At 62.2% G+C, this 14412-nt stretch carries 14 protein-coding genes; 10 read left to right on the plus strand and 4 right to left on the minus strand.

The window, feature by feature from the left end; all coding sequences use genetic code 11:
* The first annotated feature begins 71 nt into the window (after positions 1–71).
* A complete protein-coding gene (locus FQP90_RS11185; RefSeq protein WP_144650177.1) occupies positions 72–554 on the plus strand; it encodes a glutathione peroxidase in 483 nt (160 codons plus the stop codon).
* Between the two features lie 142 nt (positions 555–696).
* Positions 697–1677 carry a phosphodiesterase gene (locus FQP90_RS11190; RefSeq protein WP_144650180.1) on the plus strand — a complete coding sequence of 327 codons (981 nt, stop codon included), beginning with the start codon at positions 697–699 and terminating at the stop codon, positions 1675–1677.
* An 18-nt stretch (positions 1678–1695) separates the two neighbouring features.
* On the opposite strand, the gene FQP90_RS11195 is transcribed toward FQP90_RS11190, so the two are convergent.
* Both FQP90_RS11195 and FQP90_RS11200 read right to left on the minus strand, forming a co-directional pair.
* Entirely contained in the window at positions 1696–3285 is a 1590-nt protein-coding gene (locus FQP90_RS11195; protein ID WP_439898646.1) for a stealth family protein, read from the minus strand.
* 57 nt (positions 3286–3342) lie between these two features.
* Positions 3343–4263: a hypothetical protein gene (locus FQP90_RS11200; RefSeq protein ID WP_144650182.1), complete on the minus strand. Its 921-nt coding sequence runs from the start codon at positions 4261–4263 to the stop codon at positions 3343–3345.
* A gap of 306 nt (positions 4264–4569) precedes the next feature.
* Between FQP90_RS11200 and FQP90_RS11205 the strand changes: the two genes are divergently transcribed.
* Both FQP90_RS11205 and FQP90_RS11210 read left to right on the plus strand, forming a co-directional pair.
* Positions 4570–4869, plus strand: a complete 300-nt coding sequence (locus FQP90_RS11205; RefSeq protein ID WP_144650183.1) for a type II toxin-antitoxin system VapB family antitoxin — start codon at positions 4570–4572, stop codon at positions 4867–4869.
* A 58-nt stretch (positions 4870–4927) separates the two neighbouring features.
* The gene (locus FQP90_RS11210) at positions 4928–5575 is read left to right on the plus strand and encodes a LytR C-terminal domain-containing protein (protein WP_144650185.1); all 648 of its coding nucleotides are present in this window, start codon (positions 4928–4930) and stop codon (positions 5573–5575) included.
* A 2-nt stretch (positions 5576–5577) separates the two neighbouring features.
* Here FQP90_RS11210 and FQP90_RS11215 read toward each other — a convergent pair whose 3' ends face one another.
* Positions 5578–6264: a TetR/AcrR family transcriptional regulator gene (locus FQP90_RS11215; RefSeq protein ID WP_144650187.1), complete on the minus strand. Its 687-nt coding sequence runs from the start codon at positions 6262–6264 to the stop codon at positions 5578–5580.
* Positions 6265–6372: 108 nt separating this feature from the next.
* Here FQP90_RS11215 and FQP90_RS11220 point away from each other — a divergent pair, with 108 nt between their 5' ends.
* From FQP90_RS11220 to arfA, 5 genes are all read left to right on the plus strand, one after another.
* Entirely contained in the window at positions 6373–7374 is a 1002-nt protein-coding gene (locus tag FQP90_RS11220) for a LacI family DNA-binding transcriptional regulator (protein ID WP_144650189.1), read from the plus strand.
* A gap of 200 nt (positions 7375–7574) precedes the next feature.
* On the plus strand, positions 7575–8909 hold the full coding sequence (locus tag FQP90_RS11225; protein ID WP_144650190.1) for an extracellular solute-binding protein: 1335 nt from the start codon (positions 7575–7577) through the stop codon (positions 8907–8909).
* A 35-nt stretch (positions 8910–8944) separates the two neighbouring features.
* Positions 8945–9892 carry a carbohydrate ABC transporter permease gene (locus FQP90_RS11230; RefSeq protein ID WP_208759991.1) on the plus strand — a complete coding sequence of 316 codons (948 nt, stop codon included), beginning with the start codon at positions 8945–8947 and terminating at the stop codon, positions 9890–9892.
* Positions 9893–9894: 2 nt separating this feature from the next.
* Complete coding sequence (locus FQP90_RS11235) at positions 9895–10791, plus strand: carbohydrate ABC transporter permease (RefSeq protein WP_144650192.1); 897 nt, start codon at positions 9895–9897, stop codon at positions 10789–10791.
* Positions 10792–10841: 50 nt separating this feature from the next.
* The gene (gene arfA / locus FQP90_RS11240) at positions 10842–12380 is read left to right on the plus strand and encodes an arabinosylfuranosidase ArfA (protein WP_144650195.1); all 1539 of its coding nucleotides are present in this window, start codon (positions 10842–10844) and stop codon (positions 12378–12380) included.
* Positions 12381–12461: 81 nt separating this feature from the next.
* On the opposite strand, the gene FQP90_RS11245 is transcribed toward arfA, so the two are convergent.
* A complete protein-coding gene (locus FQP90_RS11245) occupies positions 12462–13160 on the minus strand; it encodes a DsbA family oxidoreductase (RefSeq protein ID WP_144650197.1) in 699 nt (232 codons plus the stop codon).
* A gap of 146 nt (positions 13161–13306) precedes the next feature.
* Between FQP90_RS11245 and FQP90_RS11250 the strand changes: the two genes are divergently transcribed.
* Positions 13307–14389 (plus strand): glycosyltransferase family 4 protein, encoded by a 1083-nt coding sequence (locus FQP90_RS11250; protein ID WP_144650199.1) that lies wholly within the window; start codon positions 13307–13309, stop codon positions 14387–14389.
* The last annotated feature ends 23 nt before the right edge of the window (positions 14390–14412 follow it).

Here is a 14412-nt window from a genome sequence, read left to right on the forward strand (position 1 = left end):
CAGCCCACGCCAGCTCCCGTAAGCTCGATGGCGGCGATCCCGCCAGCCGACGTCGTCAGGAAGCGAATCCCATGACCAGCCTCTACAGCATTCCCCTCACCTTCAACGATGGCTCCGAAGCGGACTTCGGCCGGTTCGAGGGGAAAGCAGTCCTGGTGGTGAACGTCGCTTCCAAGTGTGGCTACACGCGCCAGTACGCTGGCCTTGAAGAGTTGTATGGCAAGTACCGCGAGCAGGGCTTCGAGGTGCTCGGTGTGCCCTGCAACCAATTCGGCGGGCAGGAGCCGGGCGCTGACGAGGAAATCGCCGAATTCTGCGAGCGTAACTTTGGTGTCTCCTTCCCCCTGACCAGCAAGGCCAACGTCCTGGGCAAGCAGCAGCACCCGCTCTTCGCCGAACTGACTCAGGACGAGGACGGCCAGCCGGTGAAAGTGAAGTGGAACTTCGAGAAGTTCGTCATCAACCGGGAGGGCGAATTGGTGGGAAGGTTCCCATCCGCAGTGGAGCCTGACTCCGAAGACCTGTTGAAAGCCGTAGAAGAGGCGTTGGCCTAAAGCCAGCAATCTTGAAGGGAGGAAAGTAATTTTCCAACATTCCGCCGGAAATTAGCCAGTTGTTGGCTTGTTGTCTGGTTGGATTGGCCCTACTGGATTGAACACGGGAGACGCCGTCTCCCACCAAACGCTAAGGCAAGCTATGGAGCTCATCGAGGCCGAGTACCCCAAACCAGGTCATGTGCTTTTGCATTTGAGCGATCTTCACCTGGTGGGTGGTCCGGGCACGCTCTACGGTTCTGTCGACAGCTCAACCAGGCTTCAGGAAATCTGCGACCAGATCATCGCCTCCAAGATCAGGCCCGAAGCCATCATTTTCACCGGAGACCTCGCAGACAAGGGCGAGCTTCAGGCATACCAGCGGCTCCGCGAGATGATCGAGCCGGTCTGTGACTTACTGGGAGCCAAGGCCATCTGGGCCATGGGCAACCACGACAACCGCGCCAACTTCCGCTCGGCGTTCGAGGATGCCTCTGAAGCCAGCAAGCCCCAGGACCCGGTGGACCGCAGCTACTTCGTCAACGGACTGCGCATCATCACTTTGGACACCACAGTTCCGGGCCACCACTACGGCGAACTGTCAGAGGCCCAGCTCGAATGGCTGGCCTCGGAACTGGCCACCCCGGCGCCCGACGGCACCATCCTCGCTTTGCACCACCCGCCCGTCCCGTGCGTCCAGGACCTCGCGGTGTTGGTGGAACTGCGCGGCCAAGCCGCACTGGCCGCCGTCGTCCGTAATACTGACGTCCGCACCATCCTGGGTGGCCACCTGCATTACTCCACGACGGCGGGCTTCGCCGGCATCCCGGTGTCGGTCGCCTCGGCCACGTGTTATACCCAGGACCTGGGGGTTCGCGCTGGCGGACAACGCGGACGCGACGGAGCACAGTCGTACAACATGATCCACGTCTACGAGCACACGATTGTGCACTCCGTAGTGCCGATGTCCGGCGGGGTCACCGTGGGGGAGCCCGTGGACGCAGCCGAGGTTCAGCGTCGGCTGGCCGAAGCCGGCATCCGGATCCCGCACGAGTCCCGGGTGGGCGCCCACACTTCTCCGGGAACCCTGACGTCGTCCCTGCCGCTTGTTTCTCCCGGCGGCTTTACTCCCAAGGCGCCGTAGCTACTTCTCCCGCCGTAGCTACTTCTCCCAAGGAGCCTTGACCGGGAAGTACTTCTCCAGGAAGTCGGTCACCAGGTCGGCGCGTTCGTCTGCCTCGACCTCCGGGAAGCTGCCGTCGTTCAGGCAGAAGAAGTCCATGTGGCGCTTGGCCAAGAGCTTGGGCAAATAGTGCAGCCCTGCCCACATGGTGGAGTCCACGTACCTGACCTTGGCGTTGGTCTGCGTGACGGCGCGGCCCGTGAGCAGCGCGTAGTAGTGGTAGAACGAATTGGTCACCGAGATGTTGTCGGCGGCACGGAACCGGCTGCCGGCGGTCTTGGCGAACTCGGCAGGGAACTCCTTCTCCATCCGGGCCACAACGCTTCGCCGCAGGGGAGCGGCAGTGTGCTCAAGATGCCGGGTGGTGATCCGTCCAAAACGCTCCCACAGCAGCTTGCGATTGACGCGGGCTGCGTTCTCGAAGCCGCTGCGTTCGGCATCGTTGTCGCCCAGCCCAATGCGGGTGTCGGCTTCAATGAACTTGGTAATGCCACCGGGTGTAAAGAACATGTCCGGACCCACGGGCCGGCCAAAGAACATGTCGTCGTTGGAGTACAGGAAGTGCTCCGACAGGCCCTCGATGTGGTGTAGCTGGCATTCCACGGCCTGCGAGTTGTGGGTGGGCAGCACCGACGGATCGGCGAAGAACTCCTCGCTGCGAACAATGGTCACGGACGGGTGGTCCGCAAGCCATTCCGGAGCGGGGGAATCAGTGGCAATGAAGATCCGTCGGACCCACGGCGCGAACATGTGCACCGAGCGCAGCGCGTACTTCAGTTCATTGATCTGGCGGAAGCGGGCCTCATGGTCGTCGCCTTCACCCAGGACGGTCCCGGCCTGTTGGGCGCGCCGCCTGGCGATGTACTCGGGGTCGCTGCCGTCCACCCATGAGAAAACCATGTCGATATCGAAGTCGATGTCGCTGGCATGGTCGGCGAACATGTTCTCGATGGTGGGCCAGGAAAGGCCATGCCGCTGGACCGTGCCCCGCACGGCGTCCTGCCGCAACATGGTGCGTCGGGTCAGGGAGTTCTCAACAGGGAGTTCCAGGTGGTCGCCTTCGAACCTCCACAGCTCAAGTTGCACGCCCAAAGCCGGTCCGTACCAGAGGCCGCCACCGGGTTCCACCCTGGGGCGGTAGAGGCGGAAGATGCGCGACTTCCGGTTGGCAGTCAGCTCGCCGTCCGCCACCAATACGGAAGTTTTCTTCTTGGCGTCCACAGTCATGGAGTAGAACGGCTCATTCCGGAACGCCGAAACCAGCGCCTCCCGAACGTCCTTGCGCGACTCCCAATCGACGGCGATGACCGGCCTCTCGTCATTACCTCGCACCAGGATGAAATCGACACCTGCGGCGTCCAGCGCAGCCCTGACAGCCAAGAGGTCGGACACCATGGCCTGTTGCGGCGTCAGATCACTGTTAATGAGGGCGTACCGCCCGCGGTGACGCACGACGTCGGACCTGTGCTTGAGATGCGCAACGACGGCGGGCGAGACTGCCTCGGCAATCGTGTCCTCTTCGATGGACGGGCTGCCGTGGTAAATCGGATCGACCTGTGCTTGAGTGATGGCTGTTTCTCCGGGATCGTCTGGGGCGGGTTGCTCGATAACGTGAATGCGCTGTTGCTAGATGGAAAGGGCGTCGCGCCAGCTGCGGAGGAAAGCGCCGCCGGCGTCGTCGTGGATAACATCGTCCGCCAGTTCAAGGTCGGCGGCCGTCAGAATGGTGTAAGGCTTTACCGGTACGCCGTCTGCGGGCCGGACATCCACGTGCTTCACGTCGTGGTCGTTGTGGTGTAGCCAGTCTGCCATGGCATAGTCCGTGCGGGAATCGCCTACTGTCCGCCATGAGAGTGGGGTGATTCCCTGCGCAGCCAGCAGCTCGACGGCCCGGCTGGCGCCGAGGTCCTTGCCAAGGCGGACCGACTCGATGTCCGTGGAGATGATGGTGGGGTCCAGGCGGTAGTCCGCGGCGTCGTCGGATTCCGGTGCGTGGTGGTCCAGGATGGCAGCATTCAGTCCGTGGCGCCCCATGATGTCCAGGGCGTCGGCGTCGAAGAGTTTCTGTTCGGCCAGGTAGTCCGCGCTGGCAACGTCCAGGTGCTGCTCCACGGAAACCATGGCGCGCTTGGTCTCGTCAAAGAACATGTGCGCGGAATAGTCCTCGGCAACCAATCGGCGGATATCGTCACCGTAGGCCTTGGGCACGGCGAGTTCGTGGTCCACATGGATGGGCCCCGGGCCGCTCGCGGTGTAGCTGAACCACACGGCACCCTTCTCACAGATGGCGTGGATGACAGTGGTTGCGGGCATCCCGGCGGCAATCATGGGTTCCATGACCTGTTCGCTGATGAACGCGTCCGAGCGTCCCGTGTTGAAGATGACCGGGATGCCGGCGGATGCCAGGGCCACCAGGTCCGCAACGATGTCCGGCTTGACGTCACGCGTCACAGGGCTGGCGATGGGGCCGTCGACATCCAGCAGCAACGCCAGGGCGGGCGTAGCGTGGGCAGCGGTCCGGTCAGTACCTTGGAACGGTTGAGTCATACCCCTATTCTGTCAGTCCGCGCCGTGACCCTCACAGCTGTGACGTCTGTGACGCCCCACGAGGATTTAGACGGCACTCGTGGAATGTACGCGCCAGTACCGGCGGACCTTGCAGGTCACTGCTTCCTACCGGAATTTGTGAATCTGTCTGTGAACCAGAGCAGGGCGTTGCTCAGGGCTGGCGATCTGCGGGCATCCGGGTCAGGGGCCGCAGGAGCATCATCCGGAAGTCACCTTTTGGCCACAACCTGCCTGTGCCGGGGGTCACAAGTTCCGTTAGCGCGGCATCTTCCATAGGCTTGCAGGGTGATCTTCAAAGCTGTGGGCGAGGGACGCCCGTACCCTGACCATGGATACTCTGCGCCGCGGGACTGGGCTTCCCTGCCCCCGCGCCCTGTCCGACTCGACGAATTGGTGACCACCAAACGGACCCTGGACTTGGAGGCCCTGTTGGCTGAGGATTCAACCTTCTTTGGCGACCTGTTTCCGCACGTTGTCCAGTATCAGGGCGTTATGTACCTGGAGGACGGACTCCATCGGGCGGTCCGCACGGCGCTCCACCAAAGGACAGCCATCCACGCTCGCGTATTGGTGATCAATGGCTAGGCTGCCGGGTCTGGAACAGGACACGGCCCGCGCAAAAAAACGTAAGCGTCCCAAGGATGTGACGCAGCTTCACGGCCACCATGTAGTGACAGGGCCGGAGCTTCGGGCAACGTTTGCCGAGGACGCCCGGCCCCCCAAAGGCCGTTTCGGGCGACGACTGTTCCACGGTATTGTCCTGGTCCTGCTGGTGGGCGTGATCGCGGCCGGCGCCGTGGGCGCCTGGGCCATCATGAACGGCGTCATTAAGGTACCCACCGCCATCGCCAGCAAGGCCCCCAGCAGCCTGTGTCCAGCCACCACATTCGACTACGTGCCGAATGAAACGGTGAACCTCAACGTCTTCAACGCGACGTCCCGTGGCGGCCTGGCCGGCACCGTCGCTGAGCAATTCACTGCACGCGGCTTCAAGGTGGCCTCGGTGGACAACAGCGACACCGCTTACTCGGGCGTGGGCGTGGTGGTCTCGGGTGTCAAGGGCCAAGCCGCAGCGTTCAACGTCCAACGCAACCTGCTGGGAACCGACTACTTCCAGGACAACCGCGAGGATGAATCAGTGGACGTCATCCTCACGCCGGGCTATGAGGGCTTGGTGGAGCCGCAGTTGGTGGATCAGACCCCTGGCAAACTGCTGTGCCCCCGCGAAGACCTGCGGATCGCGGATAACGCCAAGTGGCCCATTGTTCCCACGCTTCCAGCGGGACAGTAATCCTAGCCAGCCAGGGCGTCGTGGGCCGGTGAATCCAGTCTGAGGGGCCTGCCCGCTTCGTCGAAGCGGGCACCCGCACCCAGTTGGATGAACCGCACGGTTTGAGCCGTGTGGGCCTCGACGTCGGCGGCGGGGGCAGGCGGGGGAGTCTCGCCGTCGGGCGTCCGGTTGCGTCGCGCGGCGCTGGCCGACAGTGTTCCGTGAATTAGCCGCGCCAGTTGCGCGACGTCGATATCCGGAAGGTAACCCTGCTGCACGCCGTCCTGGAGGATGTCCTGGAGCAGGATGTTGAGGTCGCCCACATGGTCGGCGAGCTTCGCGAATGATCCCGGGGAGAGCACGGCTGCCATGGCAGGCCCAGGTGGCAGGTGGCGGCGGCTGAGGTCTTCCACTTGGGCGCGGACGTACAGGGCCAGCCGGTCAACCGGGTTCTCGAGCGCAGCCAGTGAATCACGGAGGTCCACGATGAAGCGTTCGGTCTCGTCCAGGGCGTACGCGATGAGCAGTTGCTCCATGTCCGCGTAGTAGTTGTAGACGGCGGTGCGGCCCACGCCGGCGTGGCGCGCCACGTCGGTCATGGTGAGGCCGGGGAGGCCGTGGGTGAAGAGGAGCTCACCAAAGGCGGTCAGAATCCGACGTTGGGTCTCGGCGCGTTGGGCAGCATTCGTGGCGGCCGTGATCCTGGGCATATAGACACTTTACAGTGATCTGTCAGCAAACAGGTGCTCGGCGCGATGGCAGCCGGGCTGGGCGGTAACATCGTCAGCACAACCACATCAAGCAAGCTAGGGGGCGTTGTGCGCGCAACGGTCAAGGACGTAGCGCGCCGTGCAGGGGTTTCGCCAAAGACGGTCTCCAACGTCATGAACGGAATCGTGCCGGTCAGTGGTCCCACGCGGCTCAGGGTTGAGCAAGCCATGGCCGAGCTCGACTACGTTCCCAATCTGTCCGCCCGCGGCCTGCGCAATGGCCGCTCCGGAGTCATTGGATTGGCGTTGCCTGACCTTGCGACCCCGTTCTCTGCGGAGATCGCCCACCACATTGTTGAAGTGGCGCACGAGCAGGGTTGGAGCGTCCAAATCGAGGAAACCGGCTCCGACCCGCAGCGTGAACATGAACTCATGACCCGCGCCCGGTCCAATCTCATTGACGGCCTGATCCTAAATCCCGTGGTGCTCAAGGAAAGTGCCGTCCAGGTGGGCGTCGCGCTGCCTCCTGTGGTCCTGCTGGGTGAAGTGACGCAGCAACTGGCGGACCGGGTTTTTGTGGACAGCTTTGCCGCCGCGCGCGACATGACGCTTGCTTTGGCCAAGCCCGGACGTCGGCGGATCGCAGCCTTGGGGGTGAACCGCGGAAGGCAGTCCGCCACTGCCATCCAAAGAACCGGGGGTTACGAGGCTGCACTCCAGCAGCTCGGGATCCCGCTCGACGGGTCGTTGCTGATTTCGTGTGACAGCTGGACCCCGGCTTCGGCTGCTGAATCCTTGAGGGAATACCTGGAGGGGCATCCGCTGCCGGAGGCCCTGTTCTGCTTCACGGACTCCATGGCAATGGGTGCCTTGAATACCCTCTGGAAGAGGGGAGTGCGGGTGCCCGATGACATCGCGGTGGCTGGTTTCGACGACGTCGTTGACGGTCGCTACGCGGTTCCGTCCTTGACCACGGTCTCCTTCGACAAGCGTGCCATCGCCACTGAAGCGCTGCGTCTTCTCACCGAGCGGATGGCGGACCGGTCCCATGGGCAGCGGATAGTGGAGATCGACTACAGCATCGAGGAGCGGGACAGCAGTCGGAGCTGAGCCTTTTCCGGGACTGAGGCGAGAGTCATCCATCAAATTGTGCGCGCTAACAATTTTCTCTTGCCCTCGCTATTACATCGATGTAATGTGAGACCTGCGTCACCCGGGGGCCACCTTTTACCCATGCGTGGAGACGCGGCGAAGCCGGACTTTCGTGCAGCATTGTGTCCTTTCAGCGGACCCTTCCAAAGGAGTGACGGGTGAAGCAGTTTGAATCTTTGACCGGGAGAAGTTTGTCCCGGAGACATTTATTGATGGGCTCCGCGCTGCTGGGCGGCGGGTTTTTGGCCACGGGCCTCACAGGATGCGGCGGATCGGCGGGAGCCGCGTCCGTACCGACCATCGACTTCTGGCATCTCCTGTCCGGAGGAGACGGCACCAAGATGCAGGCCATGATCGCCAGTGCCAACAGCGCCAATCCGGGCTTCAAGGTCCACCCCACGGTTCTGGCCTGGGGACCGCCCTATTACACCAAGCTGGCCATGGCATCGGCCGGCGGACGGCCGCCGGAGGTAGCCATCATGCATGCCAGCCGGGTCCCCGGCTACGCCCCCGGCGGACTGATCGAACCCTGGGACCTGGGCCTGCTGGCGGAGAACGGCATCACGCCGGAGAACTTTGCCCCGCGTATCTGGGAAAAGAGCCAGCAGGACGGAAAGGTGTTCTCGCTTGCACTGGACTCCCACCCGTTCATCATGTTCTACAACACGGACATCGCCGGTAAAGCGGGGCTCCTGGAAAGCAACGGCCTCTTGCAGGAAGTGGACTCGCCGGACGGATTCAAAGCCATGGCACTGGAGATGCAAAAGGTCACCAAAGCCCACGGCCTCTCTTTCGGATACCTGAACCTCGGCTCACAGATGTGGCGCCTGTTCTACACGCTTTACAAGCAGCATGGCGCCGAAATTGTCCTGACGCCAGGCCAGCCCATGAAAGTGGACCGGGACGCTGCCGTTGAGTCACTGGAATTCATGGCGTCGCTCTTTGATGACACCATCGCGGCCAAGGGTAACGACATCAACACCGGCATCGCCGAGTTTGTCCGGGGCGACTCGGGAATGCTCTTCAGCGGCGGCTGGGAACTGCCCACCATGAAGAAGGCCAAGCTCCCCGTTGACGCAGCCACCATCCCGACCCTCTACGGGACGCCCGCGTCGTACGCCGATTCGCATTCCTTCGTGCTTCCGCGGCAGCTCGTGGCCAACGAGGAAAAACGCAAGGACGCCTACAAGTTCGTCAGCGACATCCTCAAAGGTTCGTTGTCGTGGGCCGAGGCAGGCCACATCCCGGCATACCAGCCCGTGGTGCAGTCAACGGCCTATAAAGAACTCACTCCGCAGGTCCACTACGCCAACGCGGCGGACATCATTGCCTACGATCCCGAGGCCTGGTTCAGCGGATCGGGCTCGGACTGGCAGAACTATTTTGCCGAGTACATCCAGAACGTACTTCTGGGACGCAGCAAAGCAGCTGAGGGGTGGGACGGTTTCGTGGCCCGCACCAACGACCTTCTATCCCGGCCCAACCCGGTCTGACCGGCACAGCACACCGAGCGACAAAGGAGTCCTTCATGAGTTCCTCTACAGTGTCCCGGCAGACCAGCCTAGTACGGACAAAACCCACACCCGGCATCAAGACCGGGCCGTCCCTGCGCAGAAGCAGGGACAACGTGAGCGGCTGGACCTTCGCAGCGCCGTTCCTCGTCTTCTTCCTGGTGTTCCTTATATGGCCCATCCTCTACGGCTTCTACATGAGCCTGACAGGCAAATCCCTCACGGGAGCCAACGACGTCCTCATTGGTTTTTCCAACTACTCCGAGGCGTTTGCCGACGCCGGTATGTGGCGTTCCCTGGGCAACACGCTCTATTTCACCGTGATCAGCACTGTGCCGTTGGTGCTGGTGGCGCTGGTGATGGCTGCATTGTTAAACATCGGCCTTCCCGCCCAGTGGCTGTGGCGGCTTTCCTACTTCGCGCCGTTCCTGCTGGCATCCACGGTTGTCTCCCTGTTCTTCGTCTGGATGTACAACCCGCAGCTCGGACTGATCAACGATTTCCTGTCCAAGTTCGGTATCCCGAAGATCGGTTGGCTCAACGATCCCAATGTGGCCATGTGGTCGATCGTGATCGCCACGCTCTGGTGGACCGTGGGTTTCAATTTCCTTCTGTACTTGGCGGCAATGCAAAACATCCCCGCTCAGCACTATGAAGCCGCATCGCTGGATGGCGCCGGCGCCTGGCGGCAGTTCTTCTCCATCACGCTGCCACAGATCACCCCCACCACGGTGATGATCGTGCTGCTCCAGATCCTCGCTTCCCTGAAGGTCTTCGACCAGATCTACCAGATGACATCCGGCGGTCCGGGCGGATCAACGAGGCCCGTGGTCCAGTACATCTTCGAAACCGGGTTTACCGGATACCGGCTGGGATACTCCGCAGCCATCTCCTACATCTTCTTCGGACTGATCGTGCTGGTCTCTGCCTTGCAGTTCGTCATCACCCGCCGCAGGAGTGCATAGCCATGGCAAATACAACCCTCACCCGCTCCGTCCCGCGAACCGAACCCGGCCAGGTCATCCGCCAACCCCGCAAGAAGCTGACAGTGGGCAAGGCCGCAGCCATCGTTGTCGCCGCCGTCCTCGCCGTCCTCTGGTTGGTTCCCTTCGCCTGGGCAACGGTCACTGCCTTCAAATCCGAAGCGGACGCCTCGGCGTCGAAGGTCAGCTGGATCCCGCCGTCGGGCTTTACGTTCGATGCTTTTGCCAGCGTATTCCAGGCCGGCAACATCCCGCTCTGGACGTGGAATTCGCTCTACACCTCCGCTGCGATCACCCTCATCACGCTGGTGATTTCCGCCCTCATCGCTTATGCGTTGTCGCGGATCGACTTCAAGGGCAAGAAGCTGCTGATGACGGCGATTATCGCCAGCATCATCGTGCCGCCGCCGGTCCTCATGATTCCGCTTTTCTACCAAATGCTTGCGTTCAAGATGATCGATACCCCGTGGGCCATCATCCTTCCGCAGGTGATCCACCCTGCCATGGTGTTCGTCCTCAAGAGGTTCTTCGACCAGATTCCGCGTGAACTCGAAGAAGCGGCCGTGATGGACGGGGCCAGCCGGATCCGGATCTTCATGCAGATCATCCTGCCGTTGTCCCGGCCGATCCTGGCCGCCGTCGCGATCTTCGTGTTCATCGGCGCGTGGAACAACTTCCTGTGGCCGTTCATCTCAACCAACGACGATTCCCTGCTGACCCTTCCGGTAGGCCTGCAGACCATCAAGAGCGCCTACGGCGTGCAGTACGCCCAGAACATGGCGTCGGCATTGCTGGCCGCGCTGCCGCTGATTGTCGTCTTCCTGTTCTTCCAGCGCCAGATCATCAAGGGCATTTCCACCACCGGACTTGCCGGGACCTGACCGCCCCGTTCCTGCACCACCAGACCTGAAACACACAACCAAGGAGATACATGTCCCGCGCACGCATCACCCTCGATCGCGACTTCACCATCGGGGAGGTACCCCGGCGCCTCTTCGGCTCCTTCGTGGAGCACATGGGCCGCTGCGTCTACACCGGCATCTACGAGCCCGGGCATCCGGAGGCCGATGAGCACGGCTTCCGCCAGGACGTCCTCAAGCTCGTCAAGGAACTCGGCGCCACCGTTGTCCGGTACCCCGGCGGCAACTTCGTCTCCGGCTACAACTGGGAAGACGGAATCGGCCCGCGTGAAAACAGGCCCCGCCGCCTTGATGGCGCCTGGCACACCGTGGAGACCAACGCCTTCGGCCTGCACGAATTCGTGGACTGGTCGAGGCAGGCCGGGACCGAAATCATGGAAGCCATCAACCTGGGCACGAAGGGAGTGGAGGAAGCCCGCGCCATTGTGGAGTATTCCAACCACACCGGAGGCACGTACTGGTCAGACCTCCGGGCGAAGAACGGCCACAAGGACCCGTTCGACATCAAACTCTGGTGCCTCGGCAATGAGATGGACGGCCCGTGGCAGATCGGGCACAAGACAGCCGATGAATACGGCCGCTTGGCACAGGAAGCTGCCAAGGCCATGCGATACGTGGATCCGTCCATTGAACTAGTGGCCTGCGGCAGCTCAAATTCCAGGATGCCCACCTTCGGCGACTGGGAGCAGACAGTCCTCACCCACACCTACGAGGAAGTGGACTATGTGTCCCTCCACGCGTACTACTTCGAGGAAGAAGGTGACGTGGGCAGCTTCCTGGCCTCCGCCGTCGACACCGACTACTTCATTGAGTCAGTGATCGCTACGGCCGATGCCGTCAGGGCCAAGGGGAAGCACAAGAAGCACATCAACCTGTCCTTCGACGAATGGAACGTTTGGTACCAGCGCGGCCTGGACACCGAGGACCAGCCGCACAACGTGATCAAGGCCGGTTGGCGGGAGCACCCGCGTGTCATCGAGGACAAGTACAACGTCACCGACGCCGTGGTAGTGGGTACCCTTCTGAACTCGCTGCTCCGCCACGGCGACCGCGTCCATATCGCCAACCAAGCGCAGCTGGTCAACGTCATTGCGCCAATCCTGAGCGAGGAAAACGGCCCGGCCTGGAAGCAGACCATTTTCCACCCGTTCGCGCGGATGGCCGAGCTCGCCAAGGGCCAGATCCTGCGTCTCTCGGTGGACTCGGACAAGTACGAGAATGCCCGGTTTGGCGGCACGGACCTGGTGGACGTAAGCGCCACATGGAATGAGGAAACGGGCCGCTTGGCGTTGTTCTTCGCCAACCGAGGCCTTGAGGAAGCAGCCGATGTGGAGGTGGCCCTGCGCGGTTTCGACGCCCGGCAGGTGCTCCGGGCCGAAGTCCTCGAAATCCCCGAGGGCGGGGACCGGTTCACCATCAACACCCAGGAGCAGCCGGGCCGTGTCGGCCTGACGCCACTGGAAGGCGTCAAGGCGAATGGTTCGGAGCTGCGCCTGACGCTGCCCGCACTGTCTTGGGCCGTCGTTGAGCTTGAGGTGGCGAAGGCCTAGCCCTCGCCAATAAAGCAACGCGGGGTCACTTATGGGCCTACCCCAAGGGGGATTTTGGGCCGTAAGTGACCCCGCGTTGGGTTAAACGCTGCAGCCGTCCGGGCCGCAGGCCTCGGCGTCGGAAGCGCCGACCGGGATCAACGGGTTGGCTTCCTGCCATGCCTGGTTCAGGGCCTGGCTGAACAGGTCCGCGGGTTGGGCGCCGGAGATGCCGTACTTGCGGTCGATGACGAAGAACGGGACGCCCGTGACGCCGATGGCGCGGGCCTCGTTGATGTCCTCGTTGACTGCGTCGGTGTACTTGTCCGAGGTGAAGAGCTCAGCGACCTCGTCGGCCGGCAACTCGAGCGCAGCACCGAGTTCCGTCAGGTACTCCTGGTTTCCGATGTCCTTGCCGTGCTCGAAGTGGTCGCTCAGCAGCTGCTCCTTGGCGGCGTCCTGGCGGCCGTGGGTGGCGGCGAGGTGGATGAGGCGGTGGGCTGTGAAGCTGTTGGCCACCACCACCTTGTCGAAGTGATAATCCAGGCCCTCGCCCTTGGCTGTCTCAGTGACGTGGGCGAACATCTGCGTGACTTGCTCGGGGGCCATGCCCTTGCGCTTGCTCAGGTAGTCCAATTCCGTGCCGTCATAATGCTCAGGAACGGAGGGGTCCAGCTGGTAGCTCTTCCATTCGATGTCCACGGAATCGCGGTGCGGGAACTGTGCCAGGGCGGTCTCGAAACGGCGCTTGCCGATGTAGCACCACGGACACGCGACGTCTGACCAGATCTCAATCTTCATGCTCTGGACAACCTGTTCCGCTGGCGCGGCATTCCTTACACGGCTGTTATTTTCGTCACCCGTTGTTGTTCGAGCCGAAGCCCAATACTCTTGTAAAGGGTTATGAAGTCAGCCCTCGGACTGGGGGTTATGCGCGGAGGCCACACGTGCGCATCGGACTCATCGTTGGACCCTGGTTCACCGTACCGCCGGAAAAATACGGTGGAACTGAGCGCGTAGTTGATGCCTTGGCGCGGGCATTGGTAGATGCGGGCCACGATGTACTGCTGGCTACGGCATCGGACAGCACCTGCCCTGTCCCGCAGCTTCCGGGCTTCGCATCCAGTCAACCCGACGAGGTAGGCCTCACGCTGAGCGAGCTGGCCCATGTGATCAAGGCCTACCGCGACATGGGCGATGTGGACATCATCCACGATCACACCTTGGCGGGCCCCCTTTACTCCCACCGCCCGCAGGATGTGCCTGTTGTGACCACCATCCACGGGCAGCTCTCAGCGCCGGCGGCAACCCTGTACCGGGACATGGCGAAAGATACCGCCATCATCGCTATCTCCCACGACCAGTGCAGCCGGGTTTCTGGTTTGCCTGTGGCAGCTGTCATCCACCATGGGATCGACCTCTCCGCCGTGAGCGTCGGCCAAGGAGCCGGCGGTTATGCGTGCTTTGTGGGACGCATGTGCCCGGACAAGGGGCTGATGGAAGCCGTGGACATCGCCAGGGAAGCAGGCGTCCCGTTGCGGATCGCGGCAAAGATGCACGCTTCGGAGGAACAAAGCTACTTCCGTGAGGTGGTGCAGCCTGCGTTGGGGTCGGGTGAGGAGTTCCTTGGAGAGCTTTCCGATCCCGAAAAATTCGAGTTGATGGGCGATGCCATAGCGCTCCTGAACCCCATCCAATGGCATGAACCCTTTGGGCTGGTGATGATCGAAGCACTCGCCACGGGAACACCAGTCCTGGCAACGCCGATGGGGGCCGCACCGGAAATTGTGAGGCACGGAATCACGGGTTTCGTGGGTTCTACCGGTGAGCTGGCAGCCTGCCTCGAGCGGGTCCCTTCCCTCAGCCGCGAGGCATGCAGGCGATCAGTGGAAGAGTCCTTCAGCTCAGGACGCATGGCCGCGGAGCACGTGGATTTGTACGGCCGGCTGATCGGGAAATTCAAGGACAAAAGCCTTCCCGTCAAGCACCACTTGCAAGACAATCAGAGGCAAGCCCCCATCAACCTGTGATCGACAACCAGGACGTTTGCGGA

This window comes from Paenarthrobacter nitroguajacolicus, assembly GCF_007786235.1.
Lineage (GTDB): Bacteria > Actinomycetota > Actinomycetes > Actinomycetales > Micrococcaceae > Arthrobacter > Arthrobacter nitroguajacolicus_A.

Excerpts from the sequence above, each read along its gene's own strand:
- FQP90_RS11185 (WP_144650177.1), top strand. The coding sequence starts at position 72 with ATGACCAGCCTCTACAGCATTCCCCTCACCTTCAACGATGGCTCCGAA.
- FQP90_RS11190 (WP_144650180.1), top strand. The coding sequence starts at position 697 with ATGGAGCTCATCGAGGCCGAGTACCCCAAACCAGGTCATGTGCTTTTG.
- FQP90_RS11200 (WP_144650182.1), bottom strand. The coding sequence starts at position 4,263 with ATGACTCAACCGTTCCAAGGTACTGACCGGACCGCTGCCCACGCTACG.
- FQP90_RS11215 (WP_144650187.1), bottom strand. The coding sequence starts at position 6,264 with ATGCCCAGGATCACGGCCGCCACGAATGCTGCCCAACGCGCCGAGACC.
- FQP90_RS11230 (WP_208759991.1), top strand. The coding sequence starts at position 8,945 with ATGAGTTCCTCTACAGTGTCCCGGCAGACCAGCCTAGTACGGACAAAA.
- FQP90_RS11235 (WP_144650192.1), top strand. The coding sequence starts at position 9,895 with ATGGCAAATACAACCCTCACCCGCTCCGTCCCGCGAACCGAACCCGGC.
- arfA (WP_144650195.1), top strand. The coding sequence starts at position 10,842 with ATGTCCCGCGCACGCATCACCCTCGATCGCGACTTCACCATCGGGGAG.
- FQP90_RS11245 (WP_144650197.1), bottom strand. The coding sequence starts at position 13,160 with ATGAAGATTGAGATCTGGTCAGACGTCGCGTGTCCGTGGTGCTACATC.